Here is a 25,874-nt window from a genome sequence, read left to right as displayed (position 1 = left end):
CCGATCAGTCGCGCAGGTGTGACAGTTGCGGGAAAGAGTACGGAGAGAACGGCGAGGTGCCGCGGTGCATCAGGGTCGGGCGACCCCAGGAGTCAGACGGACCGACCGGTCCGCTACTCGCGGCGCCGTTCGCGGCCGCCGACAGCACACATACCAGCGCCGCGACATCCTCATCGGACGGCGCACCCTTGATGACTCGGATGAACGGCTGCTCGGCCACCACTGGGGCCGGTGCTGCCGCTGGTGCGGCCGCCTCGACCGCATCCGCGATCGGGTCGACTGTGAGATCCAGTTCGACGGCGGTCAACACATCTTCATCTGCCACGGTCGTCACAGTGCCAGATCCTCTCTCTATTTCGATCGAGCCCATGCCCAACTCGAAGACATATGGATCAAGCGATCATCATCCTCGAATCGACTCATTGCGTCTCTGCAACCAGTGTGCGCGGCCCATCGAGGTTATCGCTTGATCACAGCGGAATGTTGCCGTGCTTCTTCGGCGGCAGGGTGACCATCTTGCGCTCGAGCAAACGCAGCGCCGAGACGATCTGGCCGCGGGTGTGCGAGGGCGGGATGACCGCGTCGACGTACCCGCGCTCGGCGGCCACGTAGGGGTTCACGAGGGTGTCCTCGTACTCGTTCTGCAGCTCCAGGCGCAGCGCATCGACATCGTTTCCGCTCTTCGCGGCCTCTTGCAGCTGCTTGCGGTAGACGAAGCCGACGGCGCCCGAGGCGCCCATCACCGCGATCTGAGCACTCGGCCACGCGAGGTTCACATCGGCGCCCATGTGCTTGGAACCCATGACGTCGTAGGCGCCACCGTAAGCCTTACGAGTGATGATCGTGATTTTGCCCACAGTGGCCTCGCCGTAGGCGTAGAGCAGCTTCGCGCCGCGCCGGATGATGCCGTTGTATTCCTGGCCGGTGCCCGGCAGGAAGCCGGGAACATCGACCAGGGTGATGATCGGGATATTGAAGGCGTCGCAGGTGCGCACGAAGCGCGCGGCCTTCTCCGAGGCGTCGATATCGAGGCAGCCCGCGAACTGGGTCGGCTGGTTGGCGACGATGCCGACGCTGCGGCCGTCGATCCGGCCGAAGCCGACGATGATGTTCATCGCGCGCTCGGCCTGCACCTCGAGGAATTCGTCGTCGTCGAGCAGGCGACGGATGACCTCGTGCATGTCATAGGGCTGGTTCGGCGAATCCGGGATGATCGTGTCCAGCTCGAGGTCCTCGTCGGTGAGCGAATCCTCGATGGCGCCGGTGATCGGGTCGGTGGCCGGGAAGCGCGGGGCTTCGGCGCGGTTGTTGCTCGGCAGGTAGCTCAGCAGATCCTTGACGTAGTCCAGCGCGTCCTGCTCGCCGGAGGCGACATAGTGCGCGACACCCGATTTCGTCATGTGGGTGTGCGCGCCGCCGAGGTCCTCCATGGTGACGTCCTCACCGGTGACCGTCTTGATGACATCCGGTCCGGTGACGAACATCTGGCTGGTGCCGTCGACCATGACGACGAAGTCGGTCAGCGCGGGCGAATAGACGTGCCCACCGGCGGCCGGACCCATGATCAGCGAGATTTGCGGGATCACGCCCGAAGCCTGGATATTGCGGTGGAAGATCTCGCCGTAGAGGCCGAGTGAGACGACGCCCTCCTGGATGCGTGCGCCCGCGCCCTCGTTGATGCCGATCAGGGGGCGGCCGGTCTTGAGCGCCAGATCCATCACCTTGACGATCTTCTCGCCGTAGACCTCGCCGAGGCTGCCGCCGAAGACGGTGACGTCCTGGCTGAAGATGCAGACGTCGCGGCCGTCGATGGTGCCGTAGCCGGTCACCACGCCGTCGCCGAGCGGCCGGTTGTTCTCCAGGCCGAAATTCACGCTGCGGTGGCGGGCCAGCGCGTCCAGTTCCACGAAGGAGCCCTCGTCCAGCAGTGCGAGGATGCGCTCACGGGCGGTCATCTTGCCCTTGGCGTGCACCTTGTCGACCGCGGCTTCACCCATGGGGTGCTTGGCCTCTTCCAGCCGATTCCGCAGATCAGCCAGCTTCCCAGCGGTGGTGTGGATATCGGGGGCGCCCGCCGATTCCGATGCGGGCTGGTGCTGGACACTCGTCATGGCTCCGGAGTGTAACCAGTGCCAGTGCCTCTCGGTAACCGAGTGTCGCTTACCGGTCAGTAGAAAACCGCAGCTAGATCATGTTCCAACATGCGAATGGCGGCAAACTTCCTGGTCGATTGCCGAACCGAACTCGGTGGTGGAGGCCGGAAAATCAGTGGAGCGGCGCGGCGGTGCCCGGATACCCTGAGGACGTTCGCATTTCAGCTCGAGATACGGGGGCCAGTGAGGTGCCTGGGAGGACGACGCACACCTAGCTGAGGAGCAAATCATGTGGGGATGGAGCAGCAGAGTCGCCGAGCATGCCGCGGCGACCTCGTGGGCCAGCTGGCAGACCGTGGAAACCGAGCCGACCGTGGTGGATCCGCAGGAGTGGGCCGAGGTCGAAGCGGAATCCGATGACGGCATGTCCGTCGCGGTACCGATTCGCGAGTACGACCTCGTCGGATAGCCTGCCGGTGTGCACAGGCCACCGTTGGATGCAGAGCAGTTGCGGCGCAGTCTCACCGAGTCGCCCGAGCTGTCGTTCTTCTCCCACATCGCTGTGGTGGAGTCGACCGGGTCCACCAATGCGGACCTGATCGCTCGGGCCGGAGAGCTCGACGCCGATCGCGCGGTACTGCTCGCCGAAACCCAAGAGCAGGGCCGGGGTCGGCATGCTCGGAGCTGGGTCAGCCCGCCGCGCGCACAGATAGCGATGTCGGTGTTGGTGCGGCTGCCCGGCATCGAGCCTGCCGCGCTCGGCTGGCTGCCGCTGCTCACCGGTGTCGCCGTGGTGGACGCACTGCGCGCGACCGCCGGTGTGGACGCGAATCTGAAGTGGCCCAACGATGTGCTGATCGATGGCCGCAAAGTCGCGGGCATCCTGGCCGAAGTCGCCTCCGGTGGTGGGGCGCCCGCCGTTGTCGTCGGGATCGGCCTGAACGTCGGCCTCACCGAGGCGGAACTGCCGGTGCCGCATGCCACTTCGCTCACGCTGGCGGGGGCGAAGGTCACCGACCGTACTGAGCTCGTGCGGTCACTGCTGACCGAATTCGCCCGCCGCTTCACCGCGTGGCGGGACGCCGGTTGGGCCACCACCGACCTGATCGGCGTCTACCGCGACCGCTGCGCCACCCTCGGCGCACCCGTGCGCGCCGAACTGCCCGGCGGCCAGACCCTCGAGGGCATCGCCACCGATGTCGACAGCGCGGGCCGCCTGCGCATCGGCGAGCACGTCGTTTCCGCCGCCGATGTAACCCACCTGCGCGCCGACTACTGACCTGGAATCCCTTGCGGGGCACCCGACAAGGGATTCCGGCGTCAGGGGATCAGACCGGTTGCATGATGCCGCGCGCCGCCTCGCGGGCGAGCAGGCGGTCGCGCTGTTCCTCGAACTTGAGTACATCCTTCTCCAGCTTCGCCAGGAACTCGCCGAGTTCCTGGCGCGCCCGTTCGCCGCGCGGTCCGAAGTCGGTGCGGTCGAAGACATTCCACTTCTTCAGCACCGGCTGCACCACCTCTTCGAGGTGCTGGCGCAGATCGTAGATGCCGTGCTTGGCCATCAGCACGCCGTTGCGGCGGAAGTCGGGCATGCCGTAGCCGGGCATGACGAAGTTGGTGAGGATCTTGGTGATCGCCGCCATGGCCTGGTCGGGCACCAGATCCAGGCCCGCGGCGCAGAGGTTGCGGTAGAAGATCATGTGCAGGTTCTCGTCGGCGGCGACGCGCCGCAGCATGCGATCGGCGATGGGGTCGTTGCAGACCCGGCCGGTATTGCGGTGGCTGACCCGGGTGGCCAGCTCCTGGAAGGTCACATATGCGACATTCACCAGGAATCCGCTCCAGGCGTCGGGCGAATGCACGCCGCGGGTCATGTGGATCATGCGAGCCTGCTCGAGCGCGACCGGGTCGACGCCGCGGGTGACGACCAGGTAGTCGCGCATGACGATGCCGTGCCGGTTCTCCTCGGCGGTCCAGCGCCCGACCCAGGTGCCCCACGCGCCGTGCGAGGAGAAGTTCTCCGAGATCTCGCGGTGGTAGGAGGGCAGATTGTCCTCGGTGAGCAGGTTGGTGATCATCGCGGCCTTGGCGACCTCGTTCAGCTTGGACTGTTCCGGCTCCCAGTCCTGGCCGCCCATCGCGGCGAAGTTGCGACCTTCGTCCCACGGGACGTAGTCGTGCGGGTGCCAGTCCTTGGCCATCGACAGGTGGCGGTTCAGATTCTCTTCGGCCACCGGTTCGAGTTCGGTCAAGATTTCCAGCTGGGTCAGATCCTTGGTCACACACGCCTCCACGATCGTTTTCGACGTCTTGTCAAGCCGGACTTGTCTTTTCACAGGCAGAGCGTTGAGCAGAACAAAACGAGAGCTAGTCGAACGGCAGAGCCGGGTCGAGCGGCTGCCGTCGGATCGAGGCTATGGAGCGATCCTGTGCGGAATCTCGAGGTTACTCGAGAGCCTCTCGAGGTGGCGACGGCGCAAGGTGCCGATTGTGCAGCACGGCGCGCGTCGCTGTCCACGCTTTCCGGCGTGTTCTCGCGGTAGGGTTCCGGCATGGGTTATCCGGAGGAGGTGCTCGCCCCGGACGAGCAGTTGATACTCCATCGTCATCCGCATTGGAAAATGCTGTTCTGGCCGATCGTGACACTCATCATCGCGACGGCGCTGGCCGGATTCGCCGGGGGGTTGATCTGGCGCAAGACCGAGGGCACGACCCGCTCGGTATTGCTGATCGTGGTGCTGGTCGTCTGGCTCGGCATCATCGTATGGCGTTGTGTCGCAAGGATTATCAGCTGGCAGTCGACACACTTCATCGTGACCGACCGCCGGGTGCTCATCCGGCAGGGCGTGATCACCCACACCGGCATCGATATTCCGATGAGCCGGATTTCGAGTGTGCAGTTCCGGCACGGGCTGTTCGACCGGATGCTCGGCACCGGCACCCTGATCATCGGATCGTCCTCGGAGGAACCGCTCGAATACGACGACATCCCGCAGGTGCAGAAGGTGCACGCATTGCTGTACCGGCAGGTGTTCGAGGAATCCCGGGATAATCTGGGGCAATGACCGCCGTACTGCTGGCCGAAGACGATGAGGCCATCGCCGCACCGCTGTCGCGTGCGCTTGGGCGCGAGGGCTATTCGGTCACCGTGGAACGCTTCGGGCCCGCGGTGCTCGAACGCGCGTTGGAGGGCGATCATGATCTGCTCATCCTCGATCTCGGCCTGCCCGGTATGGACGGGCTCGAGGTGTGCAGGCAGGTGCGCGCCCGCGGTGCCGATCTGGCCGTGCTGATGCTCACCGCGCGCACCGATGAGGTGGACTTCGTCGTCGGGCTGGACGCGGGCGCGGACGACTACGTCGGCAAACCGTTCCGGTTGGCCGAATTGCTCGCCCGGGTGCGAGCATTGTTGCGGCGCAGCGGAATCGGTGACGAGGCGGTCGAGGTCGGCGGTATCCGGCTGGAGCCCGCGGCGCGCCGGGTACTGGTGAACGGCGTCGAAGTCGGTTTGGCCAACAAGGAATACGAACTGCTCAAGGTCTTGATCGATCGGGCGGGCCAAGTGGTGGCGCGCGAGACGATCCTGCGCGAGGTGTGGGGCGACGCCGAGCTGCGCGGTTCGAAAACCTTGGATATGCACATGTCCTGGTTGCGCCGCAAGATCGGTGACGAGGGCCCGATGGCCGAGCGACGCATCGTCACCGTACGCGGTGTCGGCTTCCGGTTGAACACCGACTGATGGTGCGGCCCAACTGATATGAGACGCAGAATTCTGCGATCGATACTCACCGTGCTGACCATCACCACGGTGGTGCTCGGCGTCCCGCTGATCTACACCGCGTGGCTGTGGGTCGAGGACATCACCCGCAACGATCTGGAGAGCCGGCTCGAGCGGATCGCCGCGGAGATCATCGCCCAGGAACACGGCGACGGCGCGGTGCTCGGCGAACTCGACACCCGGCTGGTGCGGCCGCTGATCCCCAAGGACGGCAAGCTGACCATCATCTATCCGGCGCCGCGGGACAATGCGTCCCGGCTCGATATCGGCGCGGAGCAGGTCCACGATCCGGTGGTGGAATCGCTGGCGATGGGCACCAAGGGTTCATTGCGCCTGGAGGTGCCGTCGGGGCCGATGCATACGCGGCAGATCCAGGCCGTCGCGGTGGTCGCCTTCGCGGTGCTCGCCTCACTGGGCGCGGCGGTGTCGGTGGCGATGATCACCGCGCGCCGGGTCGCCGATCCGCTCCGCGACGTGGCGGCCCGCGCCGCCCGGCTGGCGATGGGGGACTTCCGGCCGGATCCGCGGCGGCACGGGATTTCCGAACTGGACCGGGTTTCCGATGTGCTCGATTCGGCGACCGTCGAGATCGCCGGGCGACTGCAGCGTGAGCACGCCCTGGTCGCGGACGTTTCGCATCAGCTGCGCAGTCGCCTGACCGCGGTGCGATTGCGGCTGGACGAGTTGTCCGCGCATTCCGATCCGGCCGTCGTGCACGAGGCCGAGGAAGCAATGGCGCAGGTCGACCGGCTGACCGATGCGATCGACGATCTGGTCCGGGCCTCACGCGACGAGGACGCCGCCGATCGCGATCCGGTGCCGGTAATGGACGAACTGCGCGGTGTTGTCGAGGAATGGTCGCATCCGTTCACCGAGGCGGGCCGGATCCTGCGGCTGATCGGCGATGAATCGCTGCGCGCCCCGATCACCGGTTCCCGGCTGCGCGAAGCACTCGCCGTGCTGGTCGACAATGCGCTGATGCACGGCGGCGGCACCTGCACGGTATCGGTGCGCACCGTGCGCACCGTCAGCGAACGCGAGCCCTTGGTGGTGGTCGAGGTCGCCGACGAGGGCGACGGCGTCCGTGACGAACTCGCACCGCACATCTTCGACCGCGGTTTCTCCGCCGGCGGCTCGACCGGTGTCGGACTCGCCCTCGCGAGGGCGCTCATCGAGGCCGATGGTGGACGCTTGGAATTGCAGCGCCGCCGTCCCGCGCTGTTCGCGATGTTCCTCGGATCCAGCGCGTCGCAACGCACACCCAACGGCGCGCAGGCGCCCGAGCCGCGCTAGCTGTGGCCGAGCTGCTCTTCCTCGAGCAGTTCCTCGATTTCCTCGACGAGCTCGCTGATCTCGTCCGGGAACACCCAGCGGCGCATCGACCAGAAGCGGAACGCCATCTGCAGCAGGTTGCCGATGATGAAGGCGCTGACGAAGTCCGCGATGTTCTCGACGGTGAAGCTCACATCGGGCTGGCGTAGGTCGAAGACGTAGCTGGAGATCCACAGCGGGATGAAGCTCAGCACGACACCGACGCCGCTGACGCCGAAGAACAGCAGCGCCTCGTGGTGCTTCTCGCGCCCGCCGCGGTTCTTGAACGACCACTCGCGGTTGAGGATGTAGGAGCAGATGACCGCGATCACGCCGGAGATGATCTTCGCGGTGACCGGCTTGGTCTCCAGGACGGTCCACTTGAGCACATAGAAGATGCCCGAGTCGATGATGAAGGTGGTCGCGCCGACGATGGCGAATTTGATCAGTTCGTGGTGGCGGTAGGCGATCTCCCGCAGGGGCTTGGGGAGGACGTTGACCACGTCGTCGACGAAAGGCACAAGGCCCGAGTGTACCGGTAGGGATCATGGCACTCGGACATGACAAGATTGCACGACGTGACACCCAGCCGTTCATTCGATCCTGCCGCTATGCCCACCGTCACCATGATCGGTGGTGGCCAGCTCGCGCGCATGACGCACCAGGCCGCTATCGCGCTCGGTCAGCGGCTGCGGGTGCTGGCGGAGAATCCGAATGACCCGGCCGCACAGGTGAGCCCCGAGGTCGTACTGGGCAGCCACACCGATCTGACCGCGCTGCGTAAGGCCGCCGTCGGTTCGCACGCGCTTACCTTCGATCACGAGCATGTGCCGACCGAACATCTGGAGGCGCTGGTCGCCGAGGGCGTGAATGTGCAGCCGCCGCCGCACGCGCTGGTCTTCGCGCAGGACAAGCTGGCCATGCGGACCAAGCTGTCCGAGCTCGGGTTGCCCGTGCCCGCCTTCGTGCCCGTTACTTCGACGGCCGACGCGGTGCGATTCGGTGACGAGCACGACTGGCGGATCGTGCTGAAGGCAGTCCGCGGCGGCTACGACGGGCGCGGTGTCTGGATGCCGGAGTCATCGAGCGAGGCCGAGACGATCGTTTCCGATCAGCTCGCGCATGGTGTGCAACTCCTCGCCGAGGCCAAGGTGGATCTGAAGCGCGAACTGTCGGCGATGGTGGCGCGTTCGCCGTTCGGTCAGGCGGCGACCTGGCCGGTGGTGGAGACGGTGCAGCGCAACGGCCAGTGCGCCGTGGTGATCGCACCCGCACCGGACCTGAGTGACGAATTGGCCGCGCAGGCCGAGACACTCGCGCTGAACCTGGCCAGGGAACTCGGTGTGGTCGGTGCGATGGCCGTCGAACTCTTCGAAACCAATGACGGCGCCATCCTGATCAACGAACTGGCCATGCGCCCGCACAACTCCGGCCACTGGGGCATGGACGGCGCGTGCACCGGCCAGTTCGAACAGCATCTGCGCGCGGTGCTCGACTATCCGCTCGGCGACACCAGTCCGCTGGCGCCGGTCACGGTGATGGCGAATATTCTCGGCGCGGCCGAGGCGCCGACCATGTCGATGGACGAGCGGCTGCACCACCTCTTCGCCAGACTGCCGCAGGCGAAGGTGCACCTGTACGGCAAGGGTGAACGCCCGGATCGCAAGATCGGGCACATCAACGTGCTCGGCGACGATGTCGCCGTGGTGCGCGAGCAGGCCGAGCGCGCGGCGCACTGGATGTCGCACGCGATTTGGACCGACGGATGGGATCCCCACGGTGAGTAATGCGCAAGTTGGCCTGATCATGGGCAGCGACTCCGACTGGCCGACCATGGAGGCCGCCGCAATCGCCTTGGCGGAGTTCGATATTCGCTTCGAGGTCGGCGTCGTCTCGGCGCACCGCACACCCCAGCGCATGCTCGACTACGCCCGCGAGGCGGCGGGCCGCGGCCTGAAGGTCATCATCGCGGGCGCGGGCGGCGCCGCCCACCTGCCCGGCATGGTCGCTTCCGCCACCCCGCTCCCGGTCATCGGCGTCCCCGTCCCGCTCAAATATCTCGACGGCATGGACTCCCTGCTGTCGATCGTCCAGATGCCCGCGGGCGTCCCGGTGGCCACCGTCTCCATCGGCGGTGCCCGCAACGCCGGCTTGCTCGCCGCCCGCATCCTCGCCACCGCCGACCCAGCCCTGCGCGCCCGGATGGAGCAATTCCAGGCCGGCCTGGAAGCCATGGTCCTGGAGAAGGACGATGCGCTCCGCAGCAAACTCCTCGGCCACAGCTGAGTCCTTGCGTCGATTTTCGGCCATGCGGATCGCGCATGAGCCGGGGTCAGTACGGTGATGCGGTGGCGATTGAGGAAACCGTTCGGGGGCGTAATGGGGATGATGCGGCCAGGTTTCGGCTGACCGTCGTGGATCAGGCGCTGCGATTGTTCGCCGAGCAGGGGTATGAGGCGACGACCGTGGATGAGATCGCGGAGGCAGCGGGGATTTCGCGGCGGACGTTCTTTCGGCAGTTCCGGTCGAAGGAGGATGTGATCTTCGCCGATCACGAGTCGCAGTTGGCGCGGGCGGCGGAGTTCTTGGCGGCGGCGCAGGGGGATCCGTGGGAGGCGGTCTGCGCTGCGGTGGTGCAGGTGTTCGAGCGGTTCACCCAGTGGCGCGAGATCGCCGAGCGGCGGTATCGGGTGGTGCGCAAGGTGCCCGCGCTGCGCGAGCGCGAGATCGTGACCGTGTTCCGATACGAGCGGTTGTTCACCGACTATCTGCGTGAGCGGCTGCCGGAGGTGCCGGATCTGGCGCGGGTGCAGTTCACGGCCGCGGTGACGGCCACGCACAACTACCTGCTGCGTCGCATGGTGCGCGGTGAATCGGACGCGGGTGCGGCGGATCTGCGTGAGGAGTTGGCGGCGATACCGCGTGGGCGTGGATCGGGGGCGGCGGAAATGGTGGTCGCGGTGTTCCCGAGGGATATGCCGCCGAGGCAGGTCGCGGATCTGGTGACGCGGCAGCTCGATAGTCTGTGACCGGAGTCATAGTATGCAGTACCTGACACTCAGTGCCACGATGTAACCGCACTTGACACGGCTCTCTGGGCGTATACTCGATCGGGATGTGGCACTGAGTGCCGACCGTTGGAACTCCGATCCAGCAAAATCACGACCGACAAACCCAGGAGTGTGTCCCATGGCGGGAAACCCCGATTTCAACCTTTTCCAGCTCGAGGACTTCCACGACGAACTGCGTGCGGCCATCCGCGGACTGGCGGAGAAGGAAATCGCTCCGTACGCCAAGGACGTCGACGGCAACGCCCGCTTCCCGGAGGAGGCGCTCACCGCGCTGAACGCCGCGGGCTTCAACGCGGTGCACGTGCCCGAGGCCTACGGCGGCCAGGGCGCGGACTCGGTCGCCACCTGCATCGTGATCGAAGAGGTCGCCCGCGTCTGTGGTTCGTCCTCGCTGATCCCCGCGGTAAACAAGCTCGGCACCATGGGCCTGATCCTCAACGGTTCCGAGGAACTCAAGCAGAAGGTGCTGCCGGATATCGTCAACGGCGAGATGGCCTCCTACGCGCTGTCCGAGCGTGAGGCAGGCTCCGACGCCGCAGGCATGCGCACCCGCGCCAAGCAGGATGGCGACGACTGGATCATCAACGGCTCCAAGTGCTGGATCACCAACGGCGGCAAGTCTTCCTGGTACACCGTCATGGCGGTGACCGATGCGGAGAAGGGCGCCAATGGCATCTCCGCATTCCTGGTGCACAAGGATGACGAGGGCTTCGTGGTCGGCCCGCTCGAGCACAAGCTCGGCATCAAGGGATCGCCCACCGCCGAGCTGTACTTCGAGAACTGCCGGGTGCCGGGTGACCGCATCGTCGGCGCGCCGGGCACCGGCTTCAAGACCGCGCTGCAGACCCTCGACCACACCCGCCCGACCATCGGCGCGCAGGCCGTCGGCATCGCACAGGGCGCACTGGACGCCGCGATCGCCTACACCAAGGACCGCAAGCAGTTCGGCACCGCGATCGCCGACTTCCAGAACACCCAGTTCATGCTCGCCGATATGGCGATGAAGATCGAGGCCGCCCGCCTCATGGTCTACACCTCCGCGGCCCGCGCCGAGCGCGGCGAGAAGAACCTCGGCTTCATCTCCGCCGCCGCCAAGTGCTTCGCCTCGGATGTGGCCATGGAGGTCACCACCAACGCCGTGCAGCTCTTCGGCGGCGCGGGCTACACCACCGACTTCCCGGTGGAGCGAATGATGCGTGACGCCAAGATCACTCAGATCTATGAGGGCACCAACCAGATTCAGCGCGTCGTCATGTCGCGCGCACTGCTGCGGGGCTGATAGCGCATACCGGCCGGGTGTTTATGCCGCTGCATCGAGCGGTGTGAACACCCGGTCTTTTTGCGCCCTGGATGCCCTCCATTTATTTGGGGCACGAATGTCCGGCGAAATAATTTCGAAGCCGATCGGTTGTTTATTCGTGTCCTTAACCGGAGCAATTCGATACATTGTGCAGCATATAAGTACTTTGAAGAGATTCGATGCTGATTTGCCTGGTAGAAGGCACGAATTAACACTGCGAACCTCGATCTACGAGGTCGCGCCGGGAACGGTCTTCGTAAGTATGTCGCCCGCGTAGGGGCGCGCGTTACGCGTTTCCGAACACCATTTCGAACGCAAGTTGAACCAATAAATCAGGTGGCTCGTTTCCTATTAAAGTCGCCCGCAAAGGGTGGATACTCGACTTTGTAAACATAACGAGGTGGGGATATGACCAAGATCGTAATCGGACCGCGGTCGGGGATGAAGTCGGGGATGAATTGGATCCCGCTGTCCATGCCGCCCGACCAGGGCGGCGATGCGGTACTGCGCGCATTGGTCACCGATGTCGAGGCGCATCACATCGAGCCCGAGGAGGTTACGGTCGACGCGACACACGCACGGACCAACGGTAAACCGGTGCCCGTCGGACGGCATCGCGGTAACTGATCCGGGTGGTTGCTCATGTCGCACGGCCTGTCATCGGCACGGCCATCGCTTGCCGCTGAAACTCAGGTTTTTCCGCTCTCGCCCGCGCAGCTGGGGATGTGGTACGCCCAGCAGCTGGATCCCGATGTGCCGCTCTACGAGGCGCAATACATCGAGATGTCCGGGCCGCTCGATCTCGACCTGCTGATCCGGGTCGGCCGCCAGGCCGCGCACGAGTTCGAGTCGGGCGTACTGCGGTTGATCGAAAAGGATGGTCGGCCATATCAAGTGGTCGACCATCGGATCGAGACCGAGGCCCGGTATCTGGACTTCCGCGCCGCGGCGGATCCGGATGCCGAGGCACTGCGTTGGATGCGCGCCGATGTGGCGGCGCCGATCGATCTGCTGCGGGATCGGCTCGCGATAACGGCGGTGCTGCGGGTCGGTGCCGACCGGGTGTTCATGTACTCGCGGGCCCATCACATTGTGGTGGACGGCTTCGGGTCGGTGACCGGGCTGTATCGGGTCGCCGAGTTGTACAACTCAGTGCTGGCAGGTGTCGAGCCGCCGCCCGCGACGGCGGCGAGCCTGCGGGAGGTGCACGAATCCGAGATGCGCTATCGCTCGTCGACGCGATTCGCGACCGATGCGGCGTATTGGTCCGAGCGGATGGCGGACATGCCGCAGCGGTGCAGTCTGGTGGATGCGGTGGCACCCACACATGCGCTGGGGCGTCAGCATCGGATCGAGCTCCCGGAGCTGACGATCGCGCGGATGGAAACCGCCGAGGCGCGCTTCGGTGTCGGTTCGGCGGCATTGGCGATCGCGGCGCTCGCGCTGTATTACGCGCGGATGACCGGTGAGCGGGAGGTGGTACTGAGCCTGCCGGTATCCGGGCGGACCACTGCGATGCTGCGGCGTTCGGGCGGCATGCTGGCCAATGTGGTGCCGTTGCGGATCGAGGTCACCGCGGACAGCACGGTCGCCGATATCGTCGCGGCGGTGCGGCTCGAGGTGTCCGGTGCACTGCGGCACCAGCGGTACCGGCATGAGGAAATCCGGCACGATGCGGACGAGTCCGATGCCGCGGTACCGGGACGGGGTTTCGTCGGGCCGGTATTCAACATCATGTTGTTCCCGACGGAAGTCGTTTTCACCGGTGTCCGAACCGCGCTGCATGTACTGACGTCGGGGCCGATCGAGGACCTGTTCGTCAACCTGTATCAGCACGGCGCCAACAGTCCGATCCACGTCGACTTCACCGCCAATCCACAGTTGTACGACGCGGATTCTCTGGCCCGGCACCATTATCGATTCATCGGACTGTTCGAGTCGATGCTCGCTGCGGAGCCGGATACGCCGGTCCGGGAGCTCGAATACTTCCTCGACGATGAGCGGCATCTGCTTCGTGGGGTACACGGGCCTAAGGTTTCGGCGGTGCGGGTACTGCCCGAGGTGCTGGAGGCGGGGTTGCGGGCCGCGGAGGGCGACGCACCCGCGGTGGTATGTGGTGACCGGACGTTGTCGTATGCGGAACTGGATCGACTCTCGAATTCGCTGGCGCGCAAGCTGATCAGGCTCGGTGCGGGACCGGATATTCCGCTGTTGAGCGCACTGCCTCGATCGATCGAATCGGTGCTGGCGTTCTGGGGTGTGGCTCGATCGGGCGCGGCGTTCGTGCCGATCGGGGGCGGGAATCCGAGCGAGCGGGTGGCGCGGATGGCGGCGGAATGTGGTGCACGGCTGGGGATTACGGTGTCGGATCTGGTGCCGGGACTGCCCGGCGATGTGACGTGGATTGTGCTCGATGCCGATGCCGATGCCGATGCCGATGCCGATGCCGATGCCGATGCCGATGCCGATGCCGATGCCGATGCCGATGCGGCAGTGGGCTCGGACCTGCGTGGGGTCGTACGGCCGGAGCACGCGGCCTATGTCGTATTCACTTCGGGTTCGACCGGCGTGCCGAAAGGGGTCGTGGTTACGCATGTCGGCTTGGCGGGATTGGTTGCGGCGGAGCGCTATTCGTTCTATTCGGGGCCATGGGCGCGGGTATTGCACTGTTTGAACCCGAGTTTCGATGCGTCGCTACTGGAGATGCTGCTGGCATTCTCGACGGGCGCGACTTTGGTTGTCGCGGAGGGGGATCAGGCGGCGGGGAGTGAATTGGCGCGGGTGATCCAGGACTTCGGCGTGACGCAGTTGTTTTCGACCCCCGCGGTTTTGGCGACTCTGCCCACCGATGCGTTGGACGGGGTGCATGCGGTGTCTTCCGGTGGCGAGAGTTGCCCGCCGGAGTTGGTGGCCCGGTTCGGATCCGGGCGGACATTGCTGAATTCTTATGGGCCGACCGAGACTACGGTCGCGGTCACCTTCACGGATCGGTTGACACCGGCTCGGCCGTCGGGGCTGGGGCGTCCGGTGCCAGGGGTCGGGCTGTTGGTGCTGGATCGCTGGTTGCGGCCGGTGCCGATCGGGGTTGCGGGGGAGCTGTACATCCTCGGGTCCGGGCTTGCCAGGGGCTACGCGGGACGAATGGGCATAACCGCCGAACGTTTCGTGGCGAACCCCTTCGGGCCGAGCGGATCTCGGATGTATCGGACCGGTGATCTGGTTTGCTGGCAGATGGAGCATCCGATCGATGCGGAGCACGATGGGGCGTCGGATCCGGTACTGGAATATCTGGGCCGCACGGATTTTCAGGTCAAGCTGCGCGGAATGCGGGTCGAGCCGGGTGAAGTCGATGCCGTGCTCGACATGCATCCAGGTGTCGAGATCGCGGTGACGGTACTGCGGCGCACTGCTGCGGGCGGATCGATGTTGGCGTCGTATGTGGTTCCGGTCGACCACAGGGAACCGCCTGTGCACCTGGATATTTCGGATATACGTGACTTCTGTGCGCACCGACTGCCCGGACATCTGGTACCCGGATCTATTACCGTGCTCGACGCGCTGCCGTTGACCGGCAACGGCAAAATCGATCGTCGCGCCCTGCCGCAACCCGAGCCGATGGCGACTGAACCGGTGTTTGCCGCGGGTACGGAGACCGAACGCGCGCTGTGCGCGATATTCGCGGAGATCCTCGGCACGCGGACCGTTGACGCGGAATCGTCCTTCTTCGCACTCGGCGGCGATTCGATCATGGCTATTCAGCTGGTATCCAGGGCCCGCGCCGAAGGGCTGATCTTCGCGGCCCGTGCTGTTTTCGAGCATCCGACACCTGCCGATCTGGCCCGATTCGTCGCGGCACCCACAGGTCGCCCGATATTGCATGAACTGCCGGGTGCGGGTATCGGCCGGATACCGCGCACGCCCATCGTTTCCTGGCTGCTCGAACAGTCGACCGATGCGCGCAGCTTCGCCCAGTCGATGGTGCTCACCCTGCCCGTCGGCATCGAGCGAAACCCGTTGGTGCGCACCATACAAGCCATCCTTGATGGGCACGACATCTTGCGTGCGGCCTTGGTGGATGGGGAACTCGAAGTGCGCCCGGTCGGGGAGGTCGACGCGGACACGCTGCTGGCCGTCGATTCCGAGACTTCTTCGGACGCGTCCGCTCGGGCTATCGCGGATGCGACGGATCGTCTCGATCCGGACCGCGGCCGAATGCTGGCCATGGTGTGGCTCGTTGCCGGGCCGACGCGGGCCGGTCACCTCGTCATCGTGGCGCATCACCTGGTCATCGACGCGGTGTCCTGGCGGATCGTACTCGCCGATTTGATCACCGCATGGACGCAGATCGCGGCGGGAGATGAGCCGGTACTGCCGCCGGTCGGCACGTCCATGCGAACGTGGGCGCACGCTTTGGCCGTGGCCGCCGCCGATGATTCGGTGGTCGAGGAGCTGGATTACTGGTCCGAGGTCCTCGCCACACCGGATCCGCCGCTGCGACGTCTTCGCGAGGCTGCGCTCTCGCCGGGGGAGCGCGGTTATTGCGGCGGTGCGGTCGATGTGCCGGATGTCCTCGACACGGAGCCGGAGAGCCTGGCTGACGAAACGCGGCGAGTCCGTGAGCGGATCGAGGTTCGGCTGCCCGCCGAGGTGACGAAGACAGTGCTCGAGCGTTTGCCGGTGGCGTTGCGGTGTGGGGTGGAGGAGGCGCTGTTGAGTGCCTTGGCGTGCGCGGTCACGCGGCGGCGCGGGGACCGAAGCCCGGTGCTGGTGAATGTCGAGCGGCATGGGCGGGATGAGGGATTGGTGCCGGGAGCGGACCTTTCCCGCACGGTCGGGTGGTTCACCAGTCAGTTCCCGGTGCGGTTGGATGTCGGGTCGGCCGATCCGGTGAAGGCATTGAAGGCCGTGAAGGAACAAGTGCGCGCGGTGCCCCGGGGCGGGTCCGGGTTCGGGTTGTTGCGGTATCTGAATCCGATTGGGCGCGAGCGGTTGTCGTCCGTGCGACCGCGGATCGGGTTCAACTACCTCGGGCAGGTGCCTGCTGTCGATGCGGGTGAGCCGTGGCTGCCGGATTCGGTTGTGACGTCGTTGGCAGGCGGCCCGGACTTGCCTGCGGCAGGGGATATCACGATCGATGCCTTGGTTCTGGAGACCGCTGAGGGCCCTGTCCTGCAGGCGGTCTGGCATTCCAGGTCTTCGGCGCCGGATCTGGAAGATGTCGCGCAGCAGTGGACATCGGAACTTACCTCGCTTGCCGAACTACTGCGTGCACCGGATACGGGTGGTTTCACTCCGTCGGATCTGCCGCTGGTATCACCGACGCAACAGCAGATCGACGAATGGGAGTCGCGGTATCCAGCATTCGAGGATGTCTGGCCGCTCGCGCCACTGCAGCAAGGTCTGTTGTTCCACACCCAGCTGGCCGCCGGACGCCCAGACGGGTACTCGGTGCAGGCGGTAATCCAATTCGACGGCGAGGTGGATGTCGCACGGCTGGAGCGGGCTGCCTGCGCGCTCGTCGAGCGACACCAGGTACTGCGCACGGCCTTCCTGCCCGGCGACGATGCGACGGTTCAGCTGGTACTCGAACAGGTAACCGTGCCATGGAGCTACATCGAAGCGGACGCGACGGAATGCGACCGCCTCGCCGACGCGGAACTCGCGACTCCCTTTGCCCCCGATCGGCCACCACTGCTGCGCTTCGGCTGCGTGCGTTGCGGTGAGCGCGATGTCCGGTTGGTGATCACGAACCATCACCTGATCCTCGACGGCTGGTCCATGCCGCTGCTCTTCGGCGAGCTGCTCATGCTGTACGAAACCGACGGTGACAGTGCGGGATTCGCCCCGGCTGTCTCGTATCGGCGCTATCTGGAGTGGCTGGCGGATCGAGACCACACTGCCGCCCGAGCCGCATGGTCGGCCGCGTTGGCCGATCTACCAGGTCCGACCTTGGTGACCGCCGGGCGGCCTCCGGCTATGGCCGACGGCGGCGCGAGCCGGTCCGCGGACGTGCAAGTGTCGAAACTCGTTCGGACCATCGATGTCCCTTTGGGGCAACCGAATGTAGCCGCACTCCAGGGGATTACCGCTGAGCACGGTGTCACCCTCAATACGATTGTGCAGGTCGCGTGGGCATTGTTGCTGGCGGAGCTGACGGGGGAACACGACATCGTATTCGGCTCCATCGTATCGGGCCGTCCGCCCGAATTGCCCGGTGCCGAACGCATTGTCGGCATGCTGGTGAACACCATTCCGGTGCGGATCACCCTCGAACCGGCCGAGTCGGTGGCGGACCTGCTCGGACGCGTACATCGTGAGCAGGCGCGCTTGCTCGAGCATCACACTTCAGGGCTTACCGATATTCAGGCGGCGGCCGGTATCGTGCCACTTTTCGACACCACGCTCGTGTTCGAGTCGTATCCGATGGATGCTGCGGCGCTCATGGCGGCGGCCGAGCGGGCGGCATTGCGAGTCAGCGGATTCCGTGCCTACGACGGTACGCACTATCCACTCGCACTGGCCGCGCACGGCAGAAGCGGTCTACGTCTGGCCATGAGCTACTCGGCCCAGTACTTCGACACCACCGAGGCGGAAACGCTGGCGGACCGGCTGGCCCGCATTCTCGCGCGGCTCGGCGAGGATCCGAACCAGCCGGTCATGGGCGTAAACGGAGCCGACCCCGGGGAGGTGCTGCGCGCACGTCCACAGCCACTACGGTTGCTCCCCGAGATCCTGGCGGGCGGCATCCATCCGGACGGGGTCGCAATCCGTTGCGGTCCAACGGAATTGACTTACCGCGAACTCGACGAGCAGTCGAATCGGCTCGCCAGAATGTTGATCGAGGCCGGTGCGGAACCGGAAACGGCTGTACTGCTCGCACTGCCGCGATCGCCTGAGGGGATGGTCGCGGTGTGGGCGATCGCGAAGTCCGGGGCCGCCTTTGTGCCGGTCGATCCGGCTCAGCCCGCGCAGCGGATCATCGATATCGCCGTCGACTGCGGTGCGTTATTCGGGGTGACTGTCGCGACGGTGCGGGATCAACTGCCGGACGAGGTGCCGTGGCAGGTGCTGGACGCTGCGAAGGCGACTACGGCGGCGCTGCCAGCCGCGGATCGACGCATGCCACTGCTTGCCGCGCACCCGGCTTACATCGTGTACACCTCCGGCTCGACCGGAACACCGAAGGGCGTAGTCGTCACCCATGCCGGTCTGAGCGGTCTCGTGCGCGGTACTGCGGCCGCCATCGGAGCCGGGCCGGGTGATCGCGTATTGCACTGTCTGAATCCGAGTTTCGATGCGGCCATTCTGGTGTGGTTGTCCGCCTTCGAAACCGGTGCGACTCTGCTCATCGCGCCGCCGGAGGCGAATGCCGGTGCCGAGCTGTGCGCGGCTATCACCGAATCCGGTGCGACCCACTTGACCTCGACTCCCGCCGTGCTGGCCACGGTGCCCGCGACCGCATTGGCGGGCGTGCGAGTGCTGGTTTCCGGCAGCGAGGCGTGCCCGCCGGAGCTGATCGCGCGCCTCGCCGAGGGCCGGGCGCTGCTGAATTCCTATGGCCCCGCCGAAGCCTCGGTGGCAGCGACGTTCAGTGGCCCACTGCGTCCGGGAGAACCCGCGGATCTCGGAGCACCGTTGCCGGGAACCGGTCTGGCCGTATTGGATTCGTGGTTGCGTCCGGTACCGATCAGTGCGACCGGCGAGCTGTATGTCATGGGATCCGGACTTGCCCGTGGCTATGTCGGGCAGCCGGGTCTGACGGCGGCGCGGTTCGTGGCGAACCCGTTCGGAACGCCGGGGGAGCGGATGTACCGCACCGGTGATCTGGTTCGCCGTATGTCCCGGCGGCGACTGGAGTACGTGAGGCGCAATGACTTCCAGGTGAAGTTGCACGGCATCAGAGTCGAACCGGGTGAAGTCGATGCGGTGCTGCGCAAGTGTCACGGTGTCGAGATGACGATCACCGTGCCGCGCCAGGGGCCGGCCGGAACTCATGTGCTGGCCAGCTATGTGGTGCCGACCGAAAATGCGGTCCTGAAAGCGAACGAGTTGCGGGGCTACCTGTCGCAGCGGCTGCCGAGACATCTGGTGCCCGCGACGATCACCGTACTGACCGAGCTGCCGCTGACCGCAAACGGCAAGGTTGATCGGCGCGCATTACCCGAACCCGAACTGGCGGTGGCCGAATACGTCGAACCGGTCGGGCGGGAGCGCCTGGTCGCCGATGTCTTCGCTAGGGTGCTCGACCGTGAAAAGGTGGGTGCGGCCGACGACTTCTTCGCACTCGGCGGTGATTCGCTCTCGGCAATCCGAGTCGCCGCGCGGCTCGGCTCGGCCCTAGCGATTTCGGTGCCCGTCCGCCTGATCTTCGAAGCGCCGACCGTCCGCGCGCTCGCCGCGCGGCTGAGCACCACGGCTGCCATGGATCGCACCGGTCCTCGGCGGGGGCCACGGCCGGCACGAATTCCGCTTTCACCCGCGCAGCAGCGGATGTGGTTCGTCAACCAATACGATCCCGATTCCGGCGCTTACAACGTGCCGATCGTGCTGCGGCTCATCGGAAGGCTGGATCCGGCAGCACTCGAGGCGGCCGTGCGCGATGTGCTCGAGCGGCACGAATCGCTGCGCACGGTTTATCCGGCCCGTGACGGTGTCGGATATCAGGTGATTTTGCCAACGGATTCTGTTGTCCCGGAACTCGATCCGATCACTGTCACGGATGCGAAACTGCCAGACGCGATCATGGACTGTGTCGGTGCGGGATTCGACGTGACCGCCGCGGTGCCACTGCGGCTACTCCTGTTCCGGCTCGCCGAAAACACACACGTACTGGTGCTGGTAATCCACCACATCAGCACCGACGGCTTCTCGATGGGCCCACTTGCCCGCGATGTGATGACTGCCTACACGGCCCGGTTGGCCGGCGCCGCACCGGACTGGACCCCGCTTCAGGTGCAGTACGCCGACTACACCCTGTGGCAGCACGAGCGTCTGGGCTCCGAGCACGATTCGGAATCGCCACTGACACAGCAGATTCGGTACTGGAAAGACACCCTCACCGGATTGCCCGATCAACTCCCACTGCCCGTCGACCGCCCCCGCCCGCCGACTGCGTCACTGCGGGCAGGCACGGTCTGCCGCGAATTCGATGCCGCACTCACCGCACGTCTCGACGAACTCGCCACGGCGAACCGATGCACGCGATTCCAGGTGCTGCACAGTGCACTCGCGGTGCTGTTCGCCCGACTGAGCGGCACCACCGATATCGCCATCGGCACCCCCGTGGCGGGCCGTGGCGTCGCCGAGCTCGACGATGTGGTCGGCATGTTCGTCAATACCCTGGTGCTGCGCACCGAAATTCGTGCCGCCGAACCGTTCTTCGAGCTACTCGGACGGGTTCGACGCACCGACCTCGATGCACTCGCCCACGCCGACGTGCCCTTCGAGCGGCTCGTCGACCTGCTCGAACCTACCCGCTCGGCCGCCCGGCACCCCTTGATCCAGACAATGCTGGTGATGCAGAACCTCGCCCCGGTCGAACTCGCGCTGCCGGACCTGCGCGCCGAAGCACTGGATCTTGACCAGCCGAGCATTCGTTTCGATCTGAGCGTCACGGTGGCCGAGACCGACTCGTCCGGCCTATCGGTCCGGATCGCATACGCCACCGACCTGTTCGACCGCGCAACCGTCGCGCATATGGCCGAGCGCTGGCTGCGCGTGCTACGCGCGGTAGCGGCGAATCCCGAAGTACCCGTTGGGGATATCGAATTACTCGCGCCTGCCGATCGCCGAGATCTGCTGTCCCGGCAAGCGCGGATCGAGCGCCCGCCGCGTGTGCTGGCAGAGCTGCTCGCAGAAGCGGTCTCCGCGAACCCGGACGGCACAGCGGTGGTCGATGGCGCAGCGACACTGACCTATGCCGAACTCGATGAGCGCTCGAATCGACTGGCTCGCTTACTGATCCGCGCGGGTGCACGGCCCGAGGCGCTGGTCGCGGTGGCCCTACGCCGCTCGCTCGAGTCGGTGCTCGCCGTGTGGGCGGTGGCGAAGACCGGAGCGGCCTTCGTCCCGGTCGATCCCGGCAACCCGGTCGAGCGGATCCAGCAGATCATCACGGACTCGGTTGCCGAGCTCGGCATCACCCGGAGTTCGTTCGAGCCGAGTCTGCCGGATTCGATGCGGTGGTTCGCCCTCGATGATCCGGACGTCATCGAATCACTCGATGCCACAACCGGTGCACCGATCGAGCTGCCGAACGTGCGGCCCGAAAACCCCGCCTACGTCCTGTTCACCTCCGGATCGACCGGCAGACCCAAGGGCGTCGTCGTCACCCACACCGGACTCGCCAATCTCGCGGCAGCACAACAGAAACGCGACGGGACCGCCAGCACCTCCCGCGTTCTGCACGTGACCTCACCGAGTTTCGATGCCGCGGTACTCGAACTCCTGATTGCAGTGGGCCCGGCAGCGACGCTGGTAATCGCGGGGCCGACCGCATTCGGCGGCCTAGAACTCGCGGAACTGCTGATACGCGAACATGTTTCGCACATCGCCCTCACACCTTCGGCGCTGGCCTCGGTCGATCCGGCCGGATGCGATGCGGTGCGCGTCATCATCACCGGCGGTGAACCATGTCCGCCCGAATTGGTCGCCCGCTGGTCCGCGCCGGAGCGCCTGCATTTCAACGATTACGGCCCGACCGAAACCACGATCTGGGCAACGGAGAGCAACCCGCTGCGAGTGGGCGACGAGGTCACCATCGGCGGCCCCATCGCGGGCATGTCCGCAGTCGTGCTCGACGATCGGCTGCATCCGGTGCCCGAAGGCGTCGCCGGTGAGCTGTATCTGGCGGGCATCGCACTGGCCCGCGGATATCACGGCCGCGGCGGCCAGACCGCATCGCGCTTCGTCGCCGACCCGTACGGCCGACCGGGGCAACGCATGTACCGAACCGGTGACCTGGTGCGCTGGCGCGGCCGCGACCTCGAATACCTGGGTCGCTCGGACCTGCAGATCAAGCTGCGCGGCCTGCGCATCGAACTCGGGGAAGTCGAATCGGCGCTCCTCGCCGACCCGGCCGTGGACCAAGCGGCGGTGAGCGTGCATACCGATGCCACGGTCGGTGAAGTACTCGTCGCCTATGTGGTGCCCGGTGCCGATTTGGTGCCGGATCTGCTCAACGACACCGTGGCACAGCGGCTTCCGTCCTATATGGTCCCCTCGGCCATCATCGAGCTCACCGAACTGCCGCGAACCGCGAGCGGCAAGCTGGACCGCAATGCGCTGCCCGCACCCGATCTGCGTGGCGGCCGGTATCGCGCCCCCGAGACACCCACTGAACGAGCGGTTGCCGAAATCTTCGGCGAACTGCTCGGTGTCGCCCGCGTCGGTCTCGACGACAACTTCTTCGCCCTCGGCGGCAATTCGCTGATCGCGACCCGTATCGTCGCCCGGCTCGGCGCCGCGCTCGAAACCCGAATTCCGGTGCGCACCGTGTTCGACACACCCATCGTCGCCGACCTCGCCGCGGCGATCCGGACCGCGACCGCCCCGGTCGGACCGCGGCCCGGACCGCGCGAGCGACCGAATTGCATCCCGCTCTCGGCGGCCCAGCGGCGCATGTGGTTCCTCAACCGTTACGACCCGGCCTCACCCGCACACAATGTGCCTCTCGCCGCCGAGGTCCGCGGCGACCTCGATCCGGAGGTTCTGCGCGCCGCCGTCTCGGATCTGGTCGCCCGGCATGAATCACTGCGCACCGTCTATCCGACGGATACCGCGGGCGATCCGTATCAGAAAGTCTTACCGGCAGCCGAAGCCGTTGTCCCGGTGGTGGTCTCCGATATCGGCGCGGAGACCGTGGCCGAGTTCGTCATGCGCGCCGGCGGGCAAGGCTTCGATCTGACCCGGGAACTTCCGATGCGCGTGTGGCTGCTGCGCCTCGAACCGCAGCGCTGGGTGCTCATCGTCGTCATGCACCACATCGCCTCGGACGGATGGTCATCGGCACCGCTGACCCGCGACGTGCTGCTGGCCTACGCCGCGCGCCGCGCCGGTACCGCACCGCAGTTCACACCATTGCCGTTGCAATACGCCGATTACGCACTGTGGCAGCACGAAGTGCTCGGCGCCGACGACGATCCGGACAGCGTGGCGCACCGCCAGCTCGAGTACTGGCGCGATGCACTCGAAGGACTGCCGGAGGTATCGGCGCTGCCCACCGATCACCCGCGGCCAACGGTGGCCACGCATCGCGCCGGCATGGTGGAGTTCGACATCGGTAACGCGGTGCAGCGACGGATGCGCGAGATCGCGCGCTGGCACGGCGTGAGTGTCTTCATGGTGGCGCACGCCGCGCTCGCGGTCCTGCTCGCCAGGCTCTCCGGTACGACGGATGTGGCGATCGGTTCGGTCACCGCGGGCCGTGGGGACGGCGAACTCGACGATCTCGTCGGCATGTTCGTCAATACCCTGGTCCTGCGCACCCGGATCGAGCACGACGCGACCTTCGAAAACATCCTCGCCACAACCAAAGACGCCGATCTGGACGCCTTCGGCAATGCCGATCTTCCGTTCGAGCGGCTGGTCGAGGTACTCGCACCGGCCAGATCGACCGCGCATTCGCCACTGTTCCAAGTGATTCTGGTGTTCCAGAACTTCGATCGCGAACCGATCCAGCTGCCCGGCCTGGTGATCACACCGTTATCGCGCGCGGCGGTCGGAGCCAAATACGATTTGGAATGGATGCTGGCCGAGGAATTCGACGCCGACGGCGCGCCCGCCGGTATCACCGGAACCCTGACCTTCGCCCGCGATCTCTTCGAACAGACGACCGCGGAAACGTTGACACAGCGATTCGTTCAGGTGCTCGAAGAGGTCACCGCGGACCCGGCCGTCGTCATCGGCGACCTCGACGTCACCGCCCCGCCGGACACGGTCGTGCACCAGCCACCGCCAACGACCCCGCGGCGCAAGGATTTGCCGTACCGTCCGCCGGTCACCAGCACCGAACGCCTCGTCGTCGAGGCCTTCGAAGCGGTGCTCGGCGCGGATCGAATCGGCCTGGACGACAACTTCTTCGAACTCGGCGGTACCTCCATGGTCGCCATTCGACTCGTCGCCGAAATCCGCGAACGCAGCGGCTTCGATATGCCGGTCCAGTGGATGTTCGGCGAACCGACTCCCGCTGTCCTGGCGCAACGCATCATCGAGGGTGACCAACCAGGCGTCGATCCGGCCTTGCGCACTGTCCTTGCCCTACGCCCGAGCGGCACGGGCCCCGGACTGTTCTGCATCCATCCCGCAATCGGATTGGCCTGGTGCTACGCCGGTTTGGTGCAATACCTCGATGGTGATCACCCGATCTACGGCCTTCAGTCACCGGCTGTGACTGAAGGCAACCAACCGGACAGCACCCTCACCGAACGAGCCACCCGCTACGCCGACCATATTCTGCTGACCCAGCCCACAGGGCCCTACCGACTGCTGGGCTACTCCGCGGGCGGCCCGCTCGCCCATGCGGTCGCCGTCGAACTCCAACGCCGCGGCGCCCAGGTGTCGGCCCTGGTCCTCATGGACGGCCGCGCCGATGTCGAACCGGAAAGCGCCGTCGAGATGCCGCCTCCGGAGGTGTTGCTCGCCGAGTTCGGCGGCATCGATCCCGCGCTGCTCGACAACTTCGACGGGGATGCGGCGCTCGCCGACCGCGCCGCCGAACTCCTGCGCGCCGCGGGCGGCACCTTCGCGGCCCTGACCCCCACCGATCTCGAGCATCTCTATCTCGACTACCAGCAGCTGATCCGCGAAAGCGCCGACTACCACCCGGCCGTCTTCGACGGCGACGCGCTCTTCTTCAGCAGCACCAACGGCCGACCCGGGTACATCCCCAACGCGGAAACCTGGCGGCCCTATGTCACCGGAACCATTGACGACCACCAAGTCGGCTGCGAACACAACAAACTCACCAGCCCGGAAGCCCTGGCGGTGATCGGTCCGATCCTCGCGGACTACCTGAGTTAGGCGACCAGATCGGCGTATTCGCGGTGTTCCGCGATGTACTGCTCGACATACCAGCAGGTCGGGATGATGGCGAAGCCCTGTGCGCGCGAATCCTGCAGCGCGTACTCGACCACCTGGGCGGCCACGCCACGGCCGCGGAACTCCGGGAAGGTCATGGTGTGGTGGAAATCCCTTACCTTCGGATCGTCGCGTTCGGCGTAGTCGGCGTACCCGGCGAGGGTGTCGTCGAGATAGATCTCGAATCGGGTGTCGGCGACATTGTGCTCGAGCCTGGTGGTCATTATCGGGTGAACTCCTCAGCG

The 25,874-nt window shown here is 65.8% G+C and carries 16 protein-coding genes; 11 read left to right on the top strand and 5 right to left on the bottom strand.

What is annotated here, in order from left to right:
- Window positions 1–4: 4 nt before the first annotated feature.
- Both ACZ60G_RS23640 and ACZ60G_RS23635 read right to left on the bottom strand, forming a co-directional pair.
- Window positions 5–325, bottom strand: a complete 321-nt coding sequence (locus ACZ60G_RS23640) for an acyl-CoA carboxylase subunit epsilon (protein WP_465812298.1) — start codon at window positions 323–325, stop codon at window positions 5–7.
- Between the two features lie 145 nt (window positions 326–470).
- Entirely contained in the window at window positions 471–2,111 is a 1,641-nt protein-coding gene (locus ACZ60G_RS23635; RefSeq protein ID WP_040686987.1) for an acyl-CoA carboxylase subunit beta, read from the bottom strand.
- A 271-nt stretch (window positions 2,112–2,382) separates the two neighbouring features.
- On the opposite strand from ACZ60G_RS23635, the gene ACZ60G_RS23630 reads away from it, so the two are divergent.
- Window positions 2,383–2,562: a hypothetical protein gene (locus ACZ60G_RS23630; RefSeq protein ID WP_465812296.1), complete on the top strand. Its 180-nt coding sequence runs from the start codon at window positions 2,383–2,385 to the stop codon at window positions 2,560–2,562.
- A gap of 9 nt (window positions 2,563–2,571) precedes the next feature.
- Entirely contained in the window at window positions 2,572–3,372 is an 801-nt protein-coding gene (locus ACZ60G_RS23625; RefSeq protein WP_465812294.1) for a biotin--[acetyl-CoA-carboxylase] ligase, read from the top strand.
- A gap of 49 nt (window positions 3,373–3,421) precedes the next feature.
- On the opposite strand, the gene ACZ60G_RS23620 is transcribed toward ACZ60G_RS23625, so the two are convergent.
- A complete protein-coding gene (locus tag ACZ60G_RS23620; RefSeq protein WP_465812292.1) occupies window positions 3,422–4,375 on the bottom strand; it encodes an acyl-ACP desaturase in 954 nt (317 codons plus the stop codon).
- A gap of 270 nt (window positions 4,376–4,645) precedes the next feature.
- Between ACZ60G_RS23620 and ACZ60G_RS23615 the strand changes: the two genes are divergently transcribed.
- From ACZ60G_RS23615 to ACZ60G_RS23605, 3 genes are read left to right on the top strand one after another with little or no spacing between them, the layout of a single operon-like run.
- Window positions 4,646–5,158, top strand: a complete 513-nt coding sequence (locus ACZ60G_RS23615; protein ID WP_465812291.1) for a PH domain-containing protein — start codon at window positions 4,646–4,648, stop codon at window positions 5,156–5,158.
- Entirely contained in the window at window positions 5,155–5,832 is a 678-nt protein-coding gene (locus ACZ60G_RS23610) for a response regulator transcription factor (RefSeq protein ID WP_327095685.1), read from the top strand. The genes ACZ60G_RS23615 and ACZ60G_RS23610 overlap by 4 nt, the downstream gene beginning before the upstream one ends.
- Before the next feature lie 18 nt (window positions 5,833–5,850).
- On the top strand, window positions 5,851–7,164 hold the full coding sequence (locus tag ACZ60G_RS23605; RefSeq protein WP_465812288.1) for a sensor histidine kinase: 1,314 nt from the start codon (window positions 5,851–5,853) through the stop codon (window positions 7,162–7,164).
- On the opposite strand, the gene ACZ60G_RS23600 is transcribed toward ACZ60G_RS23605, so the two are convergent.
- Window positions 7,161–7,703 (bottom strand): GtrA family protein, encoded by a 543-nt coding sequence (locus ACZ60G_RS23600; RefSeq protein WP_465812287.1) that lies wholly within the window; start codon window positions 7,701–7,703, stop codon window positions 7,161–7,163. The genes ACZ60G_RS23605 and ACZ60G_RS23600 overlap by 4 nt on opposite strands.
- A 39-nt stretch (window positions 7,704–7,742) precedes the next feature.
- Between ACZ60G_RS23600 and ACZ60G_RS23595 the strand changes: the two genes are divergently transcribed.
- The 6 genes from ACZ60G_RS23595 (at window position 7,743) to ACZ60G_RS23570 (ending at window position 25,572) form a co-directional block, all read left to right on the top strand.
- A complete protein-coding gene (locus ACZ60G_RS23595) occupies window positions 7,743–8,969 on the top strand; it encodes a 5-(carboxyamino)imidazole ribonucleotide synthase (RefSeq protein ID WP_465812285.1) in 1,227 nt (408 codons plus the stop codon).
- Window positions 8,953–9,468 (top strand): 5-(carboxyamino)imidazole ribonucleotide mutase, encoded by a 516-nt coding sequence (gene purE / locus ACZ60G_RS23590; protein WP_397053229.1) that lies wholly within the window; start codon window positions 8,953–8,955, stop codon window positions 9,466–9,468. Before ACZ60G_RS23595 ends, purE begins: the two co-directional genes overlap by 17 nt.
- 62 nt (window positions 9,469–9,530) lie before the next feature.
- On the top strand, window positions 9,531–10,211 hold the full coding sequence (locus ACZ60G_RS23585) for a TetR family transcriptional regulator (protein ID WP_465812283.1): 681 nt from the start codon (window positions 9,531–9,533) through the stop codon (window positions 10,209–10,211).
- A gap of 160 nt (window positions 10,212–10,371) precedes the next feature.
- Window positions 10,372–11,532 (top strand): acyl-CoA dehydrogenase, encoded by a 1,161-nt coding sequence (locus tag ACZ60G_RS23580; protein ID WP_040687001.1) that lies wholly within the window; start codon window positions 10,372–10,374, stop codon window positions 11,530–11,532.
- 429 nt (window positions 11,533–11,961) lie between these two features.
- Entirely contained in the window at window positions 11,962–12,180 is a 219-nt protein-coding gene (locus ACZ60G_RS23575; protein ID WP_465812281.1) for a hypothetical protein, read from the top strand.
- Between the two features lie 15 nt (window positions 12,181–12,195).
- On the top strand, window positions 12,196–25,572 hold the full coding sequence (locus ACZ60G_RS23570; RefSeq protein WP_465812280.1) for an amino acid adenylation domain-containing protein: 13,377 nt from the start codon (window positions 12,196–12,198) through the stop codon (window positions 25,570–25,572).
- Here the strand turns inward: ACZ60G_RS23570 and ACZ60G_RS23565 are convergent.
- A complete protein-coding gene (locus tag ACZ60G_RS23565) occupies window positions 25,569–25,853 on the bottom strand; it encodes a GNAT family N-acetyltransferase (RefSeq protein WP_465812279.1) in 285 nt (94 codons plus the stop codon). The genes ACZ60G_RS23570 and ACZ60G_RS23565 overlap by 4 nt on opposite strands.
- Window positions 25,854–25,874: the final 21 nt, after the last annotated feature.

This window comes from Nocardia sp. NPDC102475, assembly GCF_055584605.1.
The sequence above is the reverse complement of the archived record's forward strand: the minus strand, read 5'-3'. Positions and strand labels throughout refer to the sequence as shown.

Excerpts from the sequence above, each read along its gene's own strand:
- ACZ60G_RS23635 (WP_040686987.1), bottom strand. The coding sequence starts at position 2,111 with ATGACGAGTGTCCAGCACCAGCCCGCATCGGAATCGGCGGGCGCCCCC.
- ACZ60G_RS23630 (WP_465812296.1), top strand. The coding sequence starts at position 2,383 with ATGTGGGGATGGAGCAGCAGAGTCGCCGAGCATGCCGCGGCGACCTCG.
- ACZ60G_RS23615 (WP_465812291.1), top strand. The coding sequence starts at position 4,646 with ATGGGTTATCCGGAGGAGGTGCTCGCCCCGGACGAGCAGTTGATACTC.
- ACZ60G_RS23610 (WP_327095685.1), top strand. The coding sequence starts at position 5,155 with ATGACCGCCGTACTGCTGGCCGAAGACGATGAGGCCATCGCCGCACCG.
- ACZ60G_RS23605 (WP_465812288.1), top strand. The coding sequence starts at position 5,851 with ATGAGACGCAGAATTCTGCGATCGATACTCACCGTGCTGACCATCACC.
- ACZ60G_RS23595 (WP_465812285.1), top strand. The coding sequence starts at position 7,743 with ATGACAAGATTGCACGACGTGACACCCAGCCGTTCATTCGATCCTGCC.
- ACZ60G_RS23580 (WP_040687001.1), top strand. The coding sequence starts at position 10,372 with ATGGCGGGAAACCCCGATTTCAACCTTTTCCAGCTCGAGGACTTCCAC.
- ACZ60G_RS23575 (WP_465812281.1), top strand. The coding sequence starts at position 11,962 with ATGACCAAGATCGTAATCGGACCGCGGTCGGGGATGAAGTCGGGGATG.
- ACZ60G_RS23570 (WP_465812280.1), top strand. The coding sequence starts at position 12,196 with ATGTCGCACGGCCTGTCATCGGCACGGCCATCGCTTGCCGCTGAAACT.
- ACZ60G_RS23565 (WP_465812279.1), bottom strand. The coding sequence starts at position 25,853 with ATGACCACCAGGCTCGAGCACAATGTCGCCGACACCCGATTCGAGATC.